Genomic DNA, 17,904 nt, shown 5'->3' on the forward strand with positions numbered 1-17,904 from the left:
TCGAGGAACTTGTGGCCCACCATGCCGTGGCCGACAACAATGATTTTCATGATGAATCCTGCACGTCCTGCCCCTGCCGGGGGACATCCAGGACATCCTTGCCAGTGCTCGGGAGATGAGCGGCGCAGACATCACGGCCCCCGCGGAACGCGGATCAAAGTCGGGTTGGAACAACGAGGTTGCAGACGCACACGCGCCCCACTCTCTCGGGTCCCGCCGTCGTTGGCGGAGGCAATACCGCCCGCGACGACACTGCCAGCGGGCAACAACCACATAGCAGGCATCGTGCCAGGCGGTTTTTCGCGGAAAACCGGGGGTTCGAGGGCAAAAATCAGCCCTACTGCGGTGCAGCAAGCCCCGGATTGGTGCATGAAACCAGCGCCAACCCCCTGTAGGTCGGACTTCAGTCCGACACGATGGTCGAGGAGGCCAGGGGCGTTGTCGGACTGAAGTCCGACCTACAGATCGATCCACCGAGGTATCAACCCACCACCCTGCAACACATCACTCAGGGCTGCGAATGCTTCATTCACGGGTGTGAATCGTTCATCACGCTGGTGTTGATGATCTACACGTCGTGAACAATCGAATACAGGCGGGTGTAGATCGAATACACCTCGTGAACATCGATCTACACCCGGCGAACATCGATCTACACCCTCGTGTAGATCATCAACACACCGTGCACATCGATCTACAGGCGCTGTGCAAGCATATCCACCCACCCGCACAAAGCACGCAATCTGCCCGCTTCCAGCTACGCACCCGCCCACAAGGGTGCTGTCGGCAGAACATCGACGCACCGCAAAACCCACCCGCAATGCATTCGCAATATTCCCATACCACATATCCAATGATAATATCGCGCAAACTGTATCTTTATTCACACAGCCCATAGGAGACAGCGGTGAGCGCCACCCCGAAACGCATCCCCCAATCCATCCTCGACGCCGACATCGAGACCCTGCGCGCCCTCAGCGGCATCGATGGCTACACCCCGCACAACCCCGCCTACAGCCTCGAATCCGCAATGGCGGCGCTACAGCGGATGAGCGAGTTCGAAACCGCCCTCATCCACGCTGAAAATGCCGTTGCCGCCGCCCGCAGCGCCCTCCTCAATGAGCGCAGCACCGTCCACAAGATCGCTCTGGGCGCGAAGGACGAAGCCATCGTCCTCTTCGGGCCCGACTCCGACCAGATCGTCGCGCTGGGCATGAAGAAGAAATCCGACCGCAACCGCCCCAAGCGCGCAGCCAAGGCTGCCGACAAGGGCTGATGGGCTGTTGCATGGCCCGGGAGCACAGCACGACTGCCGGGCAGGCAATTGCAGATGGCGGCCTGCGCCGCCCCTCCTGCCAATACGCTTTCAGCCGCTCGACCATCTGACACGCCACGGTGGCAATCGCTATAGTTGGATTGCACACCCCGCTCGACAGCCCACACCCGGAGGCGACGCAAAGCCATGACCACCTTCAGCACCACCCGCTATTTCGCCGCTTCGCCAGCCACCCTCTTCGAGGCCATCCGCAACCCCGAACGCCTCGTCCGATGGTGGGGGCCGCTGGGTTTCAGCAACCGCTTCCACGCCTTCGACTTCCAGCCCGGCGGCGAATGGCGCTTCGACATGATCGGGCCGGACGGCACGGTCCATCCTAACGAGTCCCGCTTCGAGCACATCGAACCCGAACGCCGTGTGGTGATCCAGCACACCTGCGCGCCCTTCTTCCGGCTCGCCATCACCCTCGAACCCACCGGCGACGGCACCACGCTCCACTGGGATCAGACCTTCGCCGACACCCGCATCGCCGAAGCCGTCGCCCACATCGTGAAGCCGGCGAATGAGGAGAATCTGGATCGGTTGGGGGTGGAAGTAGGGACGGTTGGGTGAGATGCTGCTGACTGTTGGCAGTTTAGATTTGGGCTGTTGTCGGTCAGATACGGCTGTACGGATCATTGATCCAAAGCAGTCGTTGGCATAAAGCGGTTGCCTAACATTGAATAGCACCAAGTCAGCTTTTGCAGCAATAATGCGATCTTTTTTAACTTAGAGACTCTCATGTCCCGCGCATACCAGAGTTTTGAGTACGGCATCAAGGATGCGGAAGAACTACTCGCCCACTTCGACGCTATCAATACAAATCCACCGCCTGCAAATGCCGAAGTACTGAAACGTGCCGGCTTGGTTATGGCCCTAACTGCCTGGGAAACCTACGTCGAGGATCGGCTACTCGAAGAAATGAACAAGAAACTTGCTGTGGTCGCAGGCAGCTACGTCGGTGATTTTGTCCTGAAAAAACTGCAAACCGATCTTAAGCAATTCCACAACCCAAGCTCGGACAAAACAAAACGCATATTTCAAGAGTACCTAGGTCTTGATGTCACCGAAGGATGGTCATGGGCTAACTATGAGCCTGAAAAAGCGAGAAGCACATTGAATAGTTGGATAGGCAAACGCGGTGATGCAGTGCACCGATCCAAGCCCATAAACAACGGTTCTCCCGTTGCGCATTTAATCAAACGCGACGAACTGGAAAAAGTGATTCGCTTTATCAAAGATATCGTAAAGGCTACTGACACCTATGTTGACAACAATCTTTAGGCCGGTGACCGCGCCATGTTTTGTCTTCGGATGCTGTACAACTAATGCCATGTAGCGCCGGGCAAGGCTCATCATCCCATGCGCACTAAGTTAATTGACCGACTCAAGGGCTTCTTCGCCAGGAATAAGTACGCCTACTGGTGGTGCCACTGGACCGATGAAGAAAAGCAACTTCGACGTATGGATGTATGGCAACTCGCTAAAGTTATCAACGAGGCCCGTATCCGAAACCTTGCTGGCGAAGCCGAAAAGCTGATCGTTGCCGAACACATGCTCTCCGAACGTCTGGCGCGTATTCAAGCGCGGCCTGGCTATATCGCAACTGTCGCCGGCCTCGTTGGTGTTGTTGGTGGAGCATTTTTAACATCCTTCCTACAAAAGCCCGAGACTCTGCCCCAATTTGCATGCGATTGCCCCGTTCAACAAAATACGGTTTCTCAAATATCCCCCGTCTCGTCCGTTGTAAAACCCGCCGTACCAGAGGTGGGGGCCACCCAAGTCAAGAGTAGTCAGGCTAGCAAATCAAGTGAAAAGGTAAGCAATGAGCCTTAACCGTGCATTCAAGGTGACCTCCGCAAAATGCCGCGCAGGCGCCTCAATACCACGTTGAAGGCCCGTTTTACATAGCCCTGACCGTCGCCTTTGGGTCGAAAGCACCCTCAACCGCTCCCCCATGCCCCTCCGCTACCTCGCCGTCCTCCTCTGCTCCGCCCTCTTCTCCCTCGGCTCGGCCAAGATGCTCGTCGAGGGGCTGGCGAGCGGGCAATACCATGGTGCGAAGTCGACGCGGGTCTTCTTCAGCGCGTCGCCGATCCAGTTCAGCCTGATGACGGTGTTTTTCGTGGTGGTGTGCGTGCTCTTCGGGTATCTGGCGTGGGCCACCTTTCGAGATGGGCCGATGCGGGTGGAGGCGGATCTGGATGCGGTGGAGGCGCAGCGCAGGGCACGACGGGCGCTCACCCGGAACAAGGCGCAGCCATCCACGGGCGGCCTGCTGTTCAAGATCGTTGTGGCTGCAGCCGCTATCGGGCTTGGGGTGCCGTTGAAGGTGGGCTTTGCGGCCCTGCTCGGCAAACCCTTGGCGGATGCGGTGTTTGGCCTGTGGGTGCTGGTCTTCGTGTTGTGGGTCGGGATCAGCGGCTGGCGCTGGGCGCGGCGGGGAGATGCGGCTTAGGCTGGCGGATGTCGGGTTGCCCGACGCAGCGCAACGGCAGCGCGGCCGACAAGCCATCGGGCAACATCGATATCGGGAACACTTGCAGCGAAGGAAACTGGCGTGAGTCTGGACGACATAAAACAAATAATCTTTGGAACGAACGTCGAACCACTTGCCTCACGATCCCCGCTGCTTGAAGTGATTTTTTGGCCCGACGCCTTCCTGCTCTTCTCGTTTGCACTCTCCATCCTTCTGGTTGTTGCCATCTCGTTTTTCTCCCAGAAGATTACATTTCTCAAGATCAAGTCGAATGCCGCCTCTGTGTCGGCTGTTTTCATCGCCAGATTTGTCTGTTTCGTGATTCTGGTCGGCTCCATATCGGCCACCTCAAGAATTTTCCTGTTCATTTTTGGCGAAAGCACCGAGATTTTGGCAAATAAGGCAGCCGTCACCATTTTCTCCATTCTGTTCTTGATTCCAGCATTCATCTGCGCCTTCCTTGCGGTTGCCTGTGGTGTGGCCATGCACTTTTTGCTCAGTTTGAAGTTGCAGAAATAGCGTTTCGCAGATGCCGGTAGAGGGCTGACGTGGGCGGGTGGAAACACGGCGCAGGGCACAGAGGGCGCGCACCAGAAAGAAGGCGCCGCGATCCACGGCTGGCATGCGGTTCAAGATCATCGTGGCCGCAGCCGCTATTGGAGTTTAGGTGCCGTTGAAGGTGGGCCTTTTGGCAAACCTTTGACGGATGCGGTGTGCGGCCTGTGGGTGCTGGTCTTCGTGCTGTGGATCGGGATCAACGGCTGGCACCGGGCGCAGCGGGGAGATGAGACTTAGCCGACGGGAGCCAGTTGCATGAACAAGGCAGCGCGACGCGTTCTGGTGGTTGATGACATGGCGTCCATACGGAGTGTCGTGATGGCGCTGCTGAAGAGCGAGGGCTACGAGGCCTATGGCGCAGGCAACGGGCAGGCTGCGCTCGATCTGCTCTCGAAGAAGCAGTTCGATCTGGTGCTGAGCGACTGGAACATGCCGGAAATGAACGGCAGCGAGCTCGTCCAGCGCATCCGCGCCACCGACACGAAACTGCCCATCATCATGGTGACCGCCGAGAACGACCCCGGGCGGGTGATGGAACTGCGCGACCTGGGGGTGAACGGCTACCTCATCAAGCCCTTCAAGCCGGCGGCGCTGATGGCGGTGCTGGGCAGGCTGTTTCCGCCGGGCTCGAAGAGCGCCGCGTAGGCGTGGCAGGCTGAAAGACAAAGGGCGCGCACCCTGCGGTACGCGCCCTTTGCACTTTGTGGCCAGACTGCGGCCGATCCGGCTTACTTCACTTCAAGCACGCTGACGTCCCACTTGGCGTGCTTCTCGAGCCCGACCAGATTGGCGACGGTGGCGGCGATGTTGGAGAGGCCGGCGGTTTCCGTCTGCTTGAGGCCCAGCTTGCCGCCGGTCACCTTGTCGAACAGCACCAACGGCACCGGGTTGAGGGTGTGCGCCGTCTTGGCCTTGAAGCTGCCGTCCTTGTTCTGGGCGGGCTGCTTGGTCTTTTTGTCGAGCTCGAACATCTCGTCGGCGTTGCCGTGGTCGGCGGTGATGAGGGCCACGCCGCCGGCCGCCTCGATGGCGGGCAGGAGACGCGCGAGGGCCAGATCGACGGCTTCGACGGCCATGGTGGCGGCGCGGAAGTTGCCGGTGTGGCCGACCATGTCGCCGTTGGCGAAGTTGCAGCGGAGCACCTTGTACTGGCCGGACTTGACCGCGGCGATCATCGCGTCGGCGATCTCGGCGGCCTTCATCCACGGACGCTGCTCGAAGGGCACCACGTCGCTCGGGACTTCCTGCCAGGTCTCGCCATCAAACTTGCCGGAGCGGTTGCCGTTCCAGAAGTAGGTGACGTGGCCGAACTTCTGGGTTTCGGAGCAGGCGAACTGGGCGAGGCCCATCTTGCTGAACCACTCGCCGGACGTATCTTTGATGGCCGGCGGGGCAACCAGGAAGCGCTTGGGCAGCTGCAGGTCGCCGTCGTATTGCAGCATGCCGGCGTAGGTGACCTTGGGCGCGCGCACGCGGTCGAACTTGTCGAAATCGGCCTCGACGAAGGCGCGGGTGATCTCGATGGCCCGGTCGCCGCGGAAGTTGTAGAAGACGACGGAATCGCCATCTTCAATCGTGCCGATGGGCTTGCCACCCTCGGCGATCACGAACTCGGGCAGATCCTGGTCGATGGTGCCGGGGTTCTTCTCACGCAGGCCGTTCACGGCTTCGGTGGCGTTGGCGAATTGCGGGCCTTCGCCCAGCACGTGGGTCTTCCAGCCCTTCTCGACCATCGGCCAGTTGGCGTCGTAGCGGTCCATGGTGATGTACTGGCGGCCGCCGCCGGAGGCGATGCGGGCATCGAAGCCGTCGGTGCTCACCTCGGCCAGGAAGGCCTCGAAGGGCACCACGTAGTCGAGGGCGCTGGTTTCGGGCACGTCGCGACCGTCGAGCAAGGCGTGGATGCGCACCGTCTTCACGCCTTCGACCTTGGCCTGGGCGACCATCGCCTTGAGGTGGTCGATGTGGCTGTGCACATTGCCGTCGGAGAACAGGCCGATGAAGTGGATGACGCCCCGGCCGGCCTTGGCGCCCGCCACGATCTCCTTCCACGCCTCGCCCGCCCAGATGGCGCCGTCGGCGATCGCGTTGGCCACCAGCGCGGCGCCCTGGGCATACACCTGGCCGGCGCCGATGGCGTTGTGGCCGACTTCCGAATTGCCCATGTCGTCATCCGACGGCATGCCGACCGCGGTGCCGTGGGCACGCAGGGTGATGTGCGGGCATTCGGCGAAGAGCTTGTCGAGGGTCGGCTTGCGGGCGGCGGCGATGGCGCTGCCGGCGTCGTTCTTGGGGATGCCGTAGCCGTCCATCACGATGACGACGACGGGGCCGGCGACGCCGGGGAAGGCGGAGAATTTCTGCAGCATGGCGGTTCCTGGAGATTGAATTCGGGGCCGGTGCGCGGGCACACCCGGACGGCATCCGGCAAGCCCGCTATTTTCCCGCAAATCGCGGGGCGCTTACAGCCTTGTGTGCATGTCGCCGCGATGCGCAGCACGGAGCGGGCGGAACTGGCGGGTGTCGCGGTAGTAGTCGGGCGATTCGCTGGCGGGCGTCACGCCGGGCACACCGAGCAGCGGCAGCGGGAAGAGATCGGCCTTGCCGAAAGGTTGGCGGGTGAGGCGATCCGCCAGCCAGACGTCGGTCTCGCGCTGGCGATCGGCATCGGGCAAATCCAGCCAGCCGGGCTCGACCACGCGATACAGCGCCTTGGCGCACAGGCCGACGAAGGGCGCGCGGAGCTGGTCCCAGCTGCCGTGGCCGAAGATGAGGAAGCGGGTGGTGTCGGCGATCCGCTGGCGATGTTGCCAGAAGGCGGCCTCCCATTCGTGGCGGGCCAGGAGCGCGGGGATGGCCGGGTCGGACGACACGACGACGATGCCGCATTCGTCGAACTGGGTGAGCGCATCGCGCAACGGGCCGCGTCCGGGCAGGCCGGCGCCGTGGCGAGCCTGCTGCTCACGCAGGTGCAGCCCGTTGCAGGCCGCCTTGCTCGTCGGCCAGACGCACCACGCCAGCGCATTGAAGAAGTCGTGCCAGTCGTCGGCGCGGGTGGGCACCTGGCCGGTGGCGTGGATGTGCTGCTCGTAGGCGATGTCGCCAGCCGGCGGGAGCGTGAAGCGGATCGGCAGGCCGGAGCCCGCGCGGGCGTCGGGGGCGACTTCGGAGAGCAACGCGCTGAGCGCCGCTGCATCGGGCAGTTGCGGAAACGGAAACCGGGCGAGCAGCCCGGTGATGGATTCGAACAGCGGGAGGCCGGCCAGCGCCGCCGGGCTCATTCGCCGGCAGGCTTGATCGGCGTGGCGGGCTTGTCGGCGGCGACGAACTGCAGGCGGTCGGCCTTGCGGGTGAAGGTGCCGACCAGCCGGCCAGGCGGCTCGGCGGGGGCGTCCTTCCAGACCTGCAGCTCGCAGCGTTCGGTGCCGGCGAGATACCAGTTCTTGCCCTGCTTGAGCGCCCACAGCATGTCGCCCGCCTCGAAGACTTCCATCTTCACGCTGCCTGCCACGCCGGATTTGATGCTGTAACGGCGCAGGCAGGTGGGCATCCGGGAGACGACGATGGCCTGGCTGACCTCGTCGTTCCAGAAGAATTGCTGCTCGCGGACGAGGGAAATCGACTGGTCACGACCGTCGATGAGAAAGGCTGCGCCCTCATATTCGCAGGCTGTAAGCAGCGGCAGGAGGGCAAGGATCAACAGTCGCTTCAAGGTCGGGCGCATCGTCAAGTCAGGGGGATAGGGTCAGCTCAGTTTCCAGCCGATGGTTTCGCCGCCACGCAGCGGGACCAGCGGATCGCCGGGCAGGTAATCGACCGCGGCGGGCACGCCCCAGCTTTCCTTGACCAGGGTGATCCGGTCGGTGTTGCGGGGCAGGCGGTAGAAATCGGGGCCGTTGAAGCTGGCGAAGGCCTCGAGCTTGTCGAGGGCACCGGCCTGCTCGAAGGCTTCGGCATACAACTCGATGCCGGCGTGGGCGGTGTAACAGCCCGCGCAGCCGCAGGCGGCTTCCTTGGTGCTCTTGGCGTGGGGCGCCGAATCGGTGCCGAGGAAGAATTTGGGGCTGCCGGAGGTGGCCACGCGGACCAGCGCCTCCCGGTGGGTTTCGCGCTTGAGCACGGGCAGGCAGTAGTAATGCGGACGCAAGCCACCGGTGAAGATGGCGTTGCGGTTGTAGAGCAGGTGGTGGGCGGTGATGGTGGCACCCACGTTCGGCCCCGCTTCGGTCACGAACTGCGCCGCTTCGGACGTGGTGATGTGCTCGAAGACAATGCGCAGGGACGGGTAGCGCGCTGCAACCGGCGCCAGTACGCGATCGATAAAGACGCGCTCGCGATCAAAGATATCAACGTCAGCATGGGTTACCTCGCCATGAACACAGAGAACGATGCCCCGCTCCGCCATCCGCTCTAGCACGGGGTAGATGCGGGCGATGTCGGTGACACCGGCGTCCGAGTTGGTGGTGGCGCCGGCCGGGTAGAGCTTGGCGGCGACCACGAAGCCGCTGTCGGCGGCCTTGTCGATCTCCTCGGGCTTGAGGGTGTCGGTGAGGTACAACGTCATCAGCGGGTCGAACTTGAGCCCTGCGGGCACCGCGGCGAGGATGCGATCACGGTAGGCGGCGGCCTGGTCGACGGTGGTGACCGGGGGACGCAGGTTGGGCATGATCAGCGCCCGGCCGAAGCGGCGGGCGGTATCCGGCACGACGGCGGCGAGGGCTTCGCCGTCACGCACGTGCAGATGCCAGTCGTCGGGGCGGGTGAGGGTCAGGGTCGACATGAGCGTCCGTCCAAAGAATCAATATTTAACAGTTGAGGCATTTTAGCAGCCCGACGACATCATTCCCCATCGTCGGCGCTCGATTTGACGCGCAGTCCGTGGGCGTAGAGGTCGTTCTTCGGGGCGCCGGTGATCTCGGCGGCGAGGCGCGCCGCCGTCTTGAGGGGCAGCTCGGCCATCAGCAGGCCCAGCACCCGCTCGGCTTCGGGCGACAGCCCTTCGGTCGGCGGGGCGGCGGAGACCAGCAGCACGAACTCGCCGCGGGAGCGGTTCGGATCTTCGGCCAGCCAGCCGGGCGCATCGGCGAGCGGCATCCGCACGATCTGCTCGAAGAGCTTGGTGATTTCCCGGGCAACGACGATCTGGCGGGTCGGCTCGAGGGTTGCGGCGATGTCGGCGAGGGTCTCGGCGATACGGTGGGGCGCTTCGTAGAACACCAGCGTGCCGGGCACGCTGCGCAGGGTTTCCAGCGCGGCCTTGCGACCCGCCGACTTGGTGGGCAGGAATCCATGAAAATGGAACTGCCCATCCGCCAGGCCCGAGGCCGAAAGCGCCGCGATCGCCGCGCAGGCACCGGGCACCGGCACCACCGGATGACCGGCCTCCTGCACCCGCGCCACGGCCCGCGCGCCGGGATCGGACACCGCCGGCGTGCCGGCATCGGTGATCAGCGCCACGTGCTTGCCCTCTTCGAGCATCCGGATGACCAGACTGGCGGCGGCCTGCTCGTTGTGCTCGTGGAGCGCGACGAGGCGGGTGGTGATGCCGAAGGCGTCGAGGAGGCGCTGGCTGTGCCGGGTGTCCTCGGCGGCGATGGCGTCGACGGCCTTGAGCACGGCCAGCGCACGCAAGCCCATGTCATTCATGTTCCCCAGCGGGGTGGCCACCACATACAATGACGGCGTCTTGGCAAGCGGAGATTCCGGCAGTGTGGGATGCATGGCGGGCGCGACGCGCGTCGCAGGAAATATCGGCGGAGGGCGATTGTGGGCGCGACGGCGCGCCGATGCAAGCCGCCCACCTGCGGGACGGCGCGGCCGCCGAGGCGCTGGCGGCCCGGCACCTGGAACGCCACGGCTTCACGATCATTGCCCGCAACGTGCGCTGCCGCGGCGGCGAGGTGGACCTGATCGCCGACGACGGCCGCAGCCTGGTGTTTGCCGAGGTGCGCCTGCGCAAGAACGGCCGCTTTGGCGGCGCGGCGGCCAGCATCACCGCCAGCAAGCAGCAGCGGGTGATCCTCGCCGCCCAGCACTGGCTGGCCGGTGACGGCCGACGCCACGCCAACCGGGCCTGCCGCTTCGACGCGATCCTCCTCGACGGCCTCGACGCCGCCCGCATCGAGTGGATTCGCGGGGCCTTCGATGCTTCGTGAAATCTTGTGTACGGCGACTCTGGCGTGCGCCCTCGCCGCCCCGGCCAGTGCCCAGCAGATGCGCATCCTGGTGCAGAGCTCGCCGCTCGCCGGCTTCCAGTACTACGGCGGCAAGATCCTGTGGGACGAGATGCGCGAAGGCGACCGCCTCGCCCTCGTACGCGAGCCCGACAACCGCCACGACCCCTTCGCGGTGCGCATCGAATGGCGCGGCGCCAAGCTCGGCTACCTGCCCCGCAGCGACAACCGCGACGTGGCCGAGGAGATGGACCGGGGCACGCCCATCGCCGGGCGCATCGGGCGCCTCACCACCGACCGGAACCCCTGGAAGCGGGTGCGGGTCGACGTATATGTCGGTTTGTAAGCGGATTTCTCCCGGCAACTGCGCATTTCGGCACGGATGCTAGAATCGCGCCGGCTTTCACCGTATCGCTTGCCCTGTATGCGCCGGCCTCTGGCGCGCCTTCCGGATACCCCATGGATCTCGTCGCCCGCATCGCCCAGCAATTTACCGACAGCGCCCACACCAAGCTGTCCGCCCTCGAGTTCATGGCCGAACCCATCGCCCATGCCATCGAGGCGATGACCCACAGCCTGATGGCCAACGGCAAGATCCTCGCCTGCGGCAACGGCGGCTCGGCCGCCGACGCCCAGCACTTCGCGGCCGAACTGCTCAACCGTTTCGAGATGGAGCGCCCGCCGCTGGCCGCCTTTGCGCTGACCACCGACTCGTCCACGCTCACCTCCATCGCCAACGACTACGACTTCAGCCAGGTGTTCTCTAAGCAGGTGCGCGCCCTCGGCCAGCCCGGCGACGTGCTGCTGGCGATCTCCACCAGCGGCAACTCGCCCAACGTGATCGAAGCCATCCACGCCGCCCACGAGCGCGAGATGCGCGTGGTCGCGCTCACCGGCAAGGGCGGCGGCGAGATGGGCGCCCTGCTCGGCCCGGACGACATCCACCTGTGCGTGCCCGCCGACCGCACCGCGCGCATCCAGGAAGTCCACCTGCTCACCCTCCATTGCCTGTGTGACGGCATCGACTGCCTCTTTCTCGGAGTAGAAGAATGAAATTCCCCCGCAAGCTGCTCGCCTCGCTCCTCCTCGCCCTGGGCACCGCCTCGGTCATGCAGGGCTGCATTCCGGTCTTCGTTGGCGGCGCCGGCGTAGCCGTGGCGATGACCGCGGACCGCCGCAGCTCCGGCGCCTACGTGGACGACGAGAGCATCGAGTGGAAGGCCGGCAAGTGGATCAACGACAGCCTGGGCGACAAGGTCCACGTCAACGCCACCTCCTTCAACCGCAAGCTGCTGCTCACCGGCGAAGCCTTCAACGAGGCCTCCCGCGAGGAAGCCGGGCGCCTCGCCGCGTCGGTCGATAACGTCCGCGAAGTAGTGAATGAGCTGCGCGTGGCCCCCACCAGCACCCTCACCGCCCGCACCAACGACAGCTACATCAGCTCCAAGGTGAAGGCCCGCTTCGTGGATCAGAAGGAATTTCACCTCCCCCACGTGAAGGTCGTCACCGAAGCCGGCACGGTCTATCTGCTGGGCCTCGTGAGCCAGCGCGAAGGCGATGCCGCCACCGAAGTGGCCCGCAGCACCAACGGCGTACAGAAGGTGGTGCGCGTGTTCGAATACATCAGCGAAGAAGAAGCGCGCCGCCTCGACGGCTCCAACCGCAGCGCCGATTCCAGCACCAAATAATCTCCGGGAGAACAACCATGAACCGTCGTGAAGCCCTCTTCGCCACCGGCGCCCTGCTTGCCAGCGCCGGCACTGCCGTCGCCGCCGACGACCACAGCCACCATCACCACGAAGGCGCTCACCCGTGGCAGGCCGTGCTCGACACCGCCGGCATCTGCATCGAGAAGGGCGAGATCTGCCTGACCCACTGCATCATGCTGCTGGGCGAAGGCGACAAGGCCATGGCCGCCTGTGCCACCAGCGTGCGCGAGATGCTCGCCAGCTGCCGCGCGCTGATCACCCTGGCGGGCGCCGAATCGAAGTTCGCGCCCAGGCTCGCCGCCCTGTGCGTGGATGTCTGCAAGAACTGCGAAGCCGAATGCAAGAAGCACGCGGCCAAGCACAAGCCTTGCAAGGAGTGCATGGAAAGCTGCGCAGAATGCGCCAAGGCCTGCAAGACGATGATCGTCTGACCTGGCGTGCCCCCACCGCCGCAACGGTTACCGGGAAGTCCATGATCCCGACCGAGTCTGCCCCACTCCCATGAAGCGCCCGACGGAGCCCGACATGTCTTCACCCGCCAGGCCAGACGAGCCGTCCGCGAGCCCGATTCCGGGCTTCCCCGGCCCCATCGACGGCCTCGACATCGCCAGCGGCCTGCGGCGGATGGAAGGCGATCCCGAGCTGTATCTGGCGCTGCTGCGGGATTTCGTCGCCACCGAGCGCAACGCCGCCACGGTGATCGCCGACGCCCTTGCCGCCGAAGACTGCCCTGCAGCAACGCGCTGCGCCCATACCGTGAAAGGGCTCTCGGGCACCTTTGGCGCTTACCGGCTCCAGCCCGTTGCCCAGAATCTGGAACAAGCCCTGCGTGACGCCCGCCCCCGGGCCGAGGTGGAAACCCTCCTGGGGCACTTCCGCGCCGAACTGCAGGCGCTGATGGCTGCGCTCGACGACACGCTCCCACCGGAGCCCGCCCCTGCGCCGCAGCACGGCCCGGTGGACCGGAATCAGCTCGCTGCCGTCTGCGCCGAACTGCTGCCACTCCTGATCGATTGCGACATGGCGGCGATCCGGGTGGTCGAAACTCACGCGGGCCTCCTCGGCTGCGCCTTCGGCACCGACTTCCGCGCCATCGAGCACGCCCTGCGCAGCTTTGATTTCGAGATCGCCGAGGCGGCCCTGATCGCCGCCTGCCACAAGCACGGCTTTCCCGCGCCCTCCGCGTAAGCCCTCAGAAACCCGCGTCGGCCAGAAAACGCAGGCGGTCGGCCGGCTTGTCGATGTGCCCGGCCAGCGCCCGGCACAGGGCCTCGATCGAATCGACGCCCTTCGCCTCACGCTTCACCAGCACCTTCGCCATCGGCCCGATGTAGCGGGCAAAGAGCGTCTCGACCCGCGCCAGAGCGTCGTCGGCCAGCGCCGCGGCAGGCGTTTCAAGCGCGCGCTGCGCCTGCGATGCGCCCCCGGCCGACATCGACACGGGTCGGGCGGCGCTCACCGGCCGTGAGCCGGACAACACCTCGCCGGACGTCACCCCCGCCAGAAACGCCGCCCGCGGCGCCGGGTCGGGAATCATCTCGGCCAGCAGGTGGTGCAGCTCTGCCCCGTTGGCCGCCCGTGGCACGGTGCGGCGGACCAGCACCTTCGCCATCGGGCCGATGTGCAGCGCAAGGCTGCGTTCTGCGGCATCGATCACCGCCGGAGTGAGATCGGCGCCGGCCATCGGTCGCGGGATCGACGGATCGAGGGGCACACCGCCCGCCACGCCCCCCTCGCCCGCGTAGGCAAAGACTTCGTGCTCGCGCGCCTCGGCATCCCGGCGCACCCCCAGGTTCTGGAAGCACGCCGCCGCGTTGCGCTTGAGGTGGTGGATCACCTCGAAGTACGCCCGCGAAACCAGCACCCGGCCCGGCTCCGCGAGGCGCATCACGCGACAGGCGGTGGCGATGCCATCGCCCAGGATGCGCGAGCGCCCGCCGGCGTCCGACGCCACCCGCACCGGGCCCAGGTTGATGCCCATCTGCACGCCCAGGCCTTCGCCCGCCGCCGCATCGCCGATCTGGGTGGCGGCGCGCAGGGCGTCTTCCGGATCGCCCACGTAGCAGACGGCGCAGCCTTCCTTGGTGTTCAAGGCCAGCCGGCTGGTGGGCGGCAGGGGCGCGACCGCCTGGGTGAGCATCCGGGCCAGCCGCGTGCGGCCTTCGGTGCGCAGGGCGTCGTCGCCAAACGGCCCGGTGACATCGGCGAACAGCACCGCGGCGATGAAGGTGCGCGCCTCGGCCGCCGACAACCCCAGCGGAAACGGCGCCTCCGGCTGCGGCTCGGCGGGCCCTTCGCCCCCGGCCGGCGGGGCGAGGCAGGCCCGGCGGAAGGCCGCCACATCCCGCGGGCGGGCGTTCTCGTCGGGCTTCAGGGCCCAGTCGATGGCGTTGAGCAGGCCGATGCCGAACACCGCCACGTTGCCGATCCGCGCCGCCGCCGGCATGGTGTCCTCGCGCATGCGGGCGAGGGATTCCATCGGCAGGTGGCCGGTGACCATCCAGTACATCACCCCGGCCAGGGCGTAGAGATCGGTCCACGGGCCCTGCTTGCCGTGGCGGTGATACTGCTCGGCCGGCGCGAAGCCGGGGCTCACCACCGCGGTGAGCGACTGATCCACGTTGTCGGCCTCCACGCGCCGGGCGGAGCCGAAATCCAGCAGCACCGGCGAGCCGTCGTCGCGGATGTAGATGTTGCCGGGCTTGATGTCCCGGTGCAGAAAGCCGGCGCCATGCACCGCCTCGAGGCCATCGAGCAGCGGGCGCACGATGCGCAGCAGGCTCGCCCGGTCGAGCGGCAGCCGGCCCACCAGCCAGCGCTGTAGAGGCTGGCCGGTCTCGTAGGCCATCACCATGTAGGCGGTGTCGTTGGCCAGGAAGTAGCGCAGCACCCGCACGATGCCCGAGTGGTGGAAGCTCGCCAGCGCCCGGGATTCGAGCAGGAAGCGCTGCAGGCCCCAGTCGAAGGCCCGCCGGGCGTCGTCGGAGCGGGGCTCAACGCTAAAGTCGGGCCGGCGCACGGCGGCATCCTTGGGCAGGTATTCCTTGATCGCCACCGGGCAATCCAGGTTGGTGTCGTGGGCCAGGTAGGTGACGCCAAAGCCCCCGCCGCCGAGCACCCGCTCGATGCGGTACTCGTTGAGCAGGTGCCCTTCGGGCAGAACCGGCTGGTCGGTCATCTGGGCCCTCAGCCGTCGATCATCTGCATGGCCTTCTCGAGACTGCGGCGCATGCGGTTGAAGGAACTGGCCAGCACGGCCACTTCGTCACGCCCCTGCTCGGGGAACTCGGGCTGGTCGAAATCGCCGGTGCTGATCTTGTCGGCCGCCGCGGACATGCGCGACACCGGCCCCACGATGAGCCACGAGAGCATCAGGTTGAGGGCCACGAACACCGCGACGAACACCGCCGCCAGCGACAGCATGAAGGTGCGGAAGGCCTGGTCGGCGCTGGCCAGCGGCACCGACATGGGCACCGACACCACCTGGGCGCCAACCACCTCGTCGAGCTTCCAGCCGAAGCCGTTGGCCGAGCCATACACCTTGAGCATGCTGGCCGGCGCGGCGTCCGGCGTGCTGTGACAGGTGAGGCAGGCTGCCGATTCGATGCGGATCGGGTGGGCGATGTAGAGCGCCGGGCCGGTGGGCGTGTCGCGCTGGCCGCTGATCTCGCGGCTGTCGGCGCGGTTGCGGAAGACATTGACCAGATCCGCCTCCCAGTCCGCCGCCCGGTCGCGGGGGTTGGTGGGGTTGAGGGTGGCTTCCTTGTAGTCGTAGTCGGGGTATTTCTTGTGGAGCTCGGCCAGGGTTTCGGTGGCCGCGTAGGCGGGGATGGTCTGGGGCAGGAAGGTGGATTCCATGCGGTCGATCAGATGCGGCTTGACCTGCCCGACGGTGTAACCACGGATCGCCAGCGCGGCTTCCATCACCAGCCGCGCCTCGCCGAGCACGCGCTCGCGGGCCTGGCGGTGCAGCAGATCGTGGGAGATGTAGCCGGCAACCGCAAAGCCGGCCAGAAAAACGGCGAGCAGCACCAGATTGAACTTGAAACGCAACCCCATGGGAGCCTCCCGGTCGAAGGCCCGGCGGGCCACAAATGAGTCTTATTCTTGCACAGCTCGCACCCGTTTCGGGTTATTGCCGTTGATTTCCTAGGCGGCCCCGCCGGGCGGCGGGGCCTTTGGGCTTAGTGCGGGAGCGCGGCCTTCAGGTCGCCCGTCGGATGCCAGCCCACCAGCAGCACCATCACCGCAAAACCCGCCACGTAGGCCACCGGCACGAACCAGCCGTGGCGCAGCCAGTTACCCACCGACTTGGCCTCCGGGAACATGTTGGACAGCGCCACGCCGGCCGACGAGCCGAACCACAGCATCGAACCGCCGAAGCCCACCGCGTAGGCCAGAAAACCCCAGTCGTAACCGCCCTGCTTGAGGGCCAGCGCGGTGAGCGGGATGTTGTCGAACACCGCCGACACGAAGCCCAGACCGAAGGCCGTCTGCCACGACGCGGCGGGGAGCTTCTCGACCGGCATCATCGAGGCGCAGCTCACCAGCGAGAGCAGGAAGACCGTGCCCATGAAGGTTTCCGGCAGCACCTCCCAGTCAGGCCGGCGGATGCCGACGGTGAGCAGGATCGCCGCCCACACCGCTACGCCCAGGAAGGGGAAGCTGTCGGCCAGCGCGGTGAAGTGAATGTTGACCACCACGTTCATCGTGACCGCAGCGGCGAGGATCAGCACCACGATGCCGACCCGCGGGATATCCACGTGGGTGTGCTCGTGGGCGTGGCGGATGATCGGCGAGTGCCGGTGCTGGACCCGTGCGGCCGGGATGCCGAAGATCACCAGCGCCACCGCCGCACCGGCAAAGGCTTCGACCACCGCCAGCGGGCTCACGCCGGCGATCCACATCATGGTGGTGGTGGTGTCGCCCACCACGCTGCCCGCCCCACCGGCATTGGACGCCGCGACGATGGCTGCCAGGTAGCCCACGTGCACCTTGGCGCGGAACAGCGAGTGCGCCATTGCGCCGCCGATCAGCGCCGCGGCGATGTTGTCGAGGAAGCTGGAAATCACGAAGACCATCACCAGCAGCACGAAGCCGCCTTTCCAGTCGGCCGGCAGGTAGCGCGGCAGGATCACCGGGATGCGGGTCTTCTCGAAGTGCCGCGCCAGCAGCGCAAAACCCATCAGCAGCAGGAAGAGATTGGACAGCGTCACCCACTCGTGGGCGAAGTGGGCGACCAGTCCGCCAAGCCCCGGACCGGCTTGAAAGCCGGTAAACAGCAGCTTATAGACGGAGATCACCGTCAGCCCCACCAGGCCGACCTTCAACGTGTGGTCGTGGAACAGGGCGACGCCCAGCAGGGTCAGCGCGAAAAGGATGAAATCCACCGGAATCCCGGCCACCGCCGGGCCTTCAACGCCCGCCGCCATCGCCGCTCCAGACGCCAGCAACCCTGACACCCCCACTGCCAGACACCGGGCCAGGCTCCCCACGTTCGACTTCATACACGCATCCTCAAGACAAGATCCGGACCGTTCTGGCCCGACAATCCCGCATTGTAGGTGCGAAGACGCACTAAGGGCAGCGCGTAGCTCAAACCCTTAGCCCGATTGCACTCCGCCAGCACCGGCGCGCATGTTCTGGGGGGCGCGCAGGCCTTGAGCCAAG

The 17,904-nt window shown here is 65.5% G+C and carries 21 protein-coding genes; 13 read left to right on the forward strand and 8 right to left on the reverse strand.

Annotated features, from left to right (window positions below):
* Positions 1-907: 907 nt before the first annotated feature.
* The 7 genes from Q0672_RS18710 (at position 908) to Q0672_RS18740 (ending at position 4,997) form a co-directional block, all read left to right on the forward strand.
* Complete coding sequence (locus tag Q0672_RS18710) at positions 908-1,276, forward strand: hypothetical protein (RefSeq protein ID WP_298624699.1); 369 nt, start codon at positions 908-910, stop codon at positions 1,274-1,276.
* Positions 1,277-1,462: 186 nt separating this feature from the next.
* The gene (locus tag Q0672_RS18715; protein WP_298624700.1) at positions 1,463-1,888 is read left to right on the forward strand and encodes an SRPBCC domain-containing protein; all 426 of its coding nucleotides are present in this window, start codon (positions 1,463-1,465) and stop codon (positions 1,886-1,888) included.
* 168 nt (positions 1,889-2,056) lie between these two features.
* Positions 2,057-2,599 carry a HEPN domain-containing protein gene (locus Q0672_RS18720; protein WP_298624701.1) on the forward strand — a complete coding sequence of 181 codons (543 nt, stop codon included), beginning with the start codon at positions 2,057-2,059 and terminating at the stop codon, positions 2,597-2,599.
* Positions 2,600-2,677: 78 nt separating this feature from the next.
* The gene (locus tag Q0672_RS18725) at positions 2,678-3,151 is read left to right on the forward strand and encodes a hypothetical protein (RefSeq protein WP_298624702.1); all 474 of its coding nucleotides are present in this window, start codon (positions 2,678-2,680) and stop codon (positions 3,149-3,151) included.
* 121 nt (positions 3,152-3,272) lie between these two features.
* Entirely contained in the window at positions 3,273-3,773 is a 501-nt protein-coding gene (locus Q0672_RS18730; RefSeq protein ID WP_298624703.1) for a hypothetical protein, read from the forward strand.
* 102 nt (positions 3,774-3,875) lie between these two features.
* Positions 3,876-4,313, forward strand: a complete 438-nt coding sequence (locus Q0672_RS18735; RefSeq protein WP_298624704.1) for a hypothetical protein — start codon at positions 3,876-3,878, stop codon at positions 4,311-4,313.
* A gap of 294 nt (positions 4,314-4,607) precedes the next feature.
* On the forward strand, positions 4,608-4,997 hold the full coding sequence (locus tag Q0672_RS18740) for a response regulator (RefSeq protein ID WP_298624705.1): 390 nt from the start codon (positions 4,608-4,610) through the stop codon (positions 4,995-4,997).
* 83 nt (positions 4,998-5,080) lie between these two features.
* Here the strand turns inward: Q0672_RS18740 and gpmI are convergent, their stop codons facing one another.
* From gpmI to rsmI, 5 genes are all read right to left on the reverse strand, one after another.
* Entirely contained in the window at positions 5,081-6,721 is a 1,641-nt protein-coding gene (gpmI, locus tag Q0672_RS18745) for a 2,3-bisphosphoglycerate-independent phosphoglycerate mutase (RefSeq protein ID WP_298624706.1), read from the reverse strand.
* A 93-nt stretch (positions 6,722-6,814) separates the two neighbouring features.
* Positions 6,815-7,633, reverse strand: a complete 819-nt coding sequence (locus Q0672_RS18750; protein WP_298624707.1) for a DUF3025 domain-containing protein — start codon at positions 7,631-7,633, stop codon at positions 6,815-6,817.
* A complete protein-coding gene (locus Q0672_RS18755) occupies positions 7,630-8,052 on the reverse strand; it encodes a hypothetical protein (RefSeq protein ID WP_298624708.1) in 423 nt (140 codons plus the stop codon). Before Q0672_RS18755 ends, Q0672_RS18750 begins: the two co-directional genes overlap by 4 nt.
* Before the next feature lie 45 nt (positions 8,053-8,097).
* The gene (gene pyrC / locus Q0672_RS18760) at positions 8,098-9,132 is read right to left on the reverse strand and encodes a dihydroorotase (RefSeq protein ID WP_298624709.1); all 1,035 of its coding nucleotides are present in this window, start codon (positions 9,130-9,132) and stop codon (positions 8,098-8,100) included.
* A gap of 59 nt (positions 9,133-9,191) precedes the next feature.
* Entirely contained in the window at positions 9,192-10,073 is an 882-nt protein-coding gene (gene rsmI / locus Q0672_RS18765; RefSeq protein ID WP_284188390.1) for a 16S rRNA (cytidine(1402)-2'-O)-methyltransferase, read from the reverse strand.
* 65 nt (positions 10,074-10,138) lie between these two features.
* Between rsmI and Q0672_RS18770 the strand changes: the two genes are divergently transcribed.
* The 6 genes from Q0672_RS18770 (at position 10,139) to Q0672_RS18795 (ending at position 13,422) form a co-directional block, all read left to right on the forward strand.
* On the forward strand, positions 10,139-10,507 hold the full coding sequence (locus Q0672_RS18770) for a YraN family protein (RefSeq protein ID WP_153163224.1): 369 nt from the start codon (positions 10,139-10,141) through the stop codon (positions 10,505-10,507).
* Complete coding sequence (locus Q0672_RS18775; RefSeq protein WP_298624710.1) at positions 10,497-10,871, forward strand: HIRAN domain-containing protein; 375 nt, start codon at positions 10,497-10,499, stop codon at positions 10,869-10,871. The genes Q0672_RS18770 and Q0672_RS18775 overlap by 11 nt, the downstream gene beginning before the upstream one ends.
* Positions 10,872-10,984: 113 nt before the next feature.
* Positions 10,985-11,578 carry a phosphoheptose isomerase gene (locus tag Q0672_RS18780; RefSeq protein ID WP_298624711.1) on the forward strand — a complete coding sequence of 198 codons (594 nt, stop codon included), beginning with the start codon at positions 10,985-10,987 and terminating at the stop codon, positions 11,576-11,578.
* A complete protein-coding gene (locus Q0672_RS18785) occupies positions 11,575-12,213 on the forward strand; it encodes a BON domain-containing protein (protein ID WP_298624712.1) in 639 nt (212 codons plus the stop codon). Before Q0672_RS18780 ends, Q0672_RS18785 begins: the two co-directional genes overlap by 4 nt.
* Before the next feature lie 17 nt (positions 12,214-12,230).
* Positions 12,231-12,665 (forward strand): four-helix bundle copper-binding protein, encoded by a 435-nt coding sequence (locus tag Q0672_RS18790; RefSeq protein ID WP_298624713.1) that lies wholly within the window; start codon positions 12,231-12,233, stop codon positions 12,663-12,665.
* A gap of 94 nt (positions 12,666-12,759) precedes the next feature.
* Positions 12,760-13,422: an Hpt domain-containing protein gene (locus tag Q0672_RS18795; RefSeq protein ID WP_298624714.1), complete on the forward strand. Its 663-nt coding sequence runs from the start codon at positions 12,760-12,762 to the stop codon at positions 13,420-13,422.
* Positions 13,423-13,426: 4 nt separating this feature from the next.
* Here Q0672_RS18795 and Q0672_RS18800 read toward each other — a convergent pair whose 3' ends face one another.
* The 3 genes from Q0672_RS18800 to Q0672_RS18810 all read right to left on the reverse strand — a co-directional run bounded on the left by Q0672_RS18800 (position 13,427) and on the right by Q0672_RS18810 (position 17,666).
* Entirely contained in the window at positions 13,427-15,412 is a 1,986-nt protein-coding gene (locus Q0672_RS18800) for a protein kinase (protein WP_298624715.1), read from the reverse strand.
* An 8-nt stretch (positions 15,413-15,420) separates the two neighbouring features.
* Positions 15,421-16,293, reverse strand: coding sequence for a DUF3365 domain-containing protein (locus Q0672_RS18805; RefSeq protein WP_298624716.1), 873 nt, complete (start codon positions 16,291-16,293; stop codon positions 15,421-15,423).
* 125 nt (positions 16,294-16,418) lie between these two features.
* Complete coding sequence (locus Q0672_RS18810) at positions 16,419-17,666, reverse strand: citrate transporter (RefSeq protein ID WP_298624717.1); 1,248 nt, start codon at positions 17,664-17,666, stop codon at positions 16,419-16,421.
* Between the last annotated feature and the right edge of the window lie 238 nt (positions 17,667-17,904).

The organism is uncultured Zoogloea sp. (assembly GCF_937894855.1).
Classification (GTDB): Bacteria; Pseudomonadota; Gammaproteobacteria; order Burkholderiales; family Rhodocyclaceae; genus Zoogloea; species Zoogloea oryzae.

Excerpts from the sequence above, each read along its gene's own strand:
- Q0672_RS18725 (WP_298624702.1), top strand. The coding sequence starts at position 2,678 with ATGCGCACTAAGTTAATTGACCGACTCAAGGGCTTCTTCGCCAGGAAT.
- Q0672_RS18720 (WP_298624701.1), top strand. The coding sequence starts at position 2,057 with ATGTCCCGCGCATACCAGAGTTTTGAGTACGGCATCAAGGATGCGGAA.
- rsmI (WP_284188390.1), bottom strand. The coding sequence starts at position 10,073 with ATGCATCCCACACTGCCGGAATCTCCGCTTGCCAAGACGCCGTCATTG.
- Q0672_RS18730 (WP_298624703.1), top strand. The coding sequence starts at position 3,273 with ATGCCCCTCCGCTACCTCGCCGTCCTCCTCTGCTCCGCCCTCTTCTCC.
- Q0672_RS18770 (WP_153163224.1), top strand. The coding sequence starts at position 10,139 with ATGCAAGCCGCCCACCTGCGGGACGGCGCGGCCGCCGAGGCGCTGGCG.
- Q0672_RS18795 (WP_298624714.1), top strand. The coding sequence starts at position 12,760 with ATGTCTTCACCCGCCAGGCCAGACGAGCCGTCCGCGAGCCCGATTCCG.
- Q0672_RS18810 (WP_298624717.1), bottom strand. The coding sequence starts at position 17,666 with ATGGCGGCGGGCGTTGAAGGCCCGGCGGTGGCCGGGATTCCGGTGGAT.
- gpmI (WP_298624706.1), bottom strand. The coding sequence starts at position 6,721 with ATGCTGCAGAAATTCTCCGCCTTCCCCGGCGTCGCCGGCCCCGTCGTC.
- Q0672_RS18805 (WP_298624716.1), bottom strand. The coding sequence starts at position 16,293 with ATGGGGTTGCGTTTCAAGTTCAATCTGGTGCTGCTCGCCGTTTTTCTG.
- Q0672_RS18790 (WP_298624713.1), top strand. The coding sequence starts at position 12,231 with ATGAACCGTCGTGAAGCCCTCTTCGCCACCGGCGCCCTGCTTGCCAGC.
- Q0672_RS18800 (WP_298624715.1), bottom strand. The coding sequence starts at position 15,412 with ATGACCGACCAGCCGGTTCTGCCCGAAGGGCACCTGCTCAACGAGTAC.
- Q0672_RS18715 (WP_298624700.1), top strand. The coding sequence starts at position 1,463 with ATGACCACCTTCAGCACCACCCGCTATTTCGCCGCTTCGCCAGCCACC.
- Q0672_RS18750 (WP_298624707.1), bottom strand. The coding sequence starts at position 7,633 with ATGAGCCCGGCGGCGCTGGCCGGCCTCCCGCTGTTCGAATCCATCACC.
- Q0672_RS18785 (WP_298624712.1), top strand. The coding sequence starts at position 11,575 with ATGAAATTCCCCCGCAAGCTGCTCGCCTCGCTCCTCCTCGCCCTGGGC.
- Q0672_RS18775 (WP_298624710.1), top strand. The coding sequence starts at position 10,497 with ATGCTTCGTGAAATCTTGTGTACGGCGACTCTGGCGTGCGCCCTCGCC.
- Q0672_RS18780 (WP_298624711.1), top strand. The coding sequence starts at position 10,985 with ATGGATCTCGTCGCCCGCATCGCCCAGCAATTTACCGACAGCGCCCAC.
- pyrC (WP_298624709.1), bottom strand. The coding sequence starts at position 9,132 with ATGTCGACCCTGACCCTCACCCGCCCCGACGACTGGCATCTGCACGTG.
- Q0672_RS18740 (WP_298624705.1), top strand. The coding sequence starts at position 4,608 with ATGAACAAGGCAGCGCGACGCGTTCTGGTGGTTGATGACATGGCGTCC.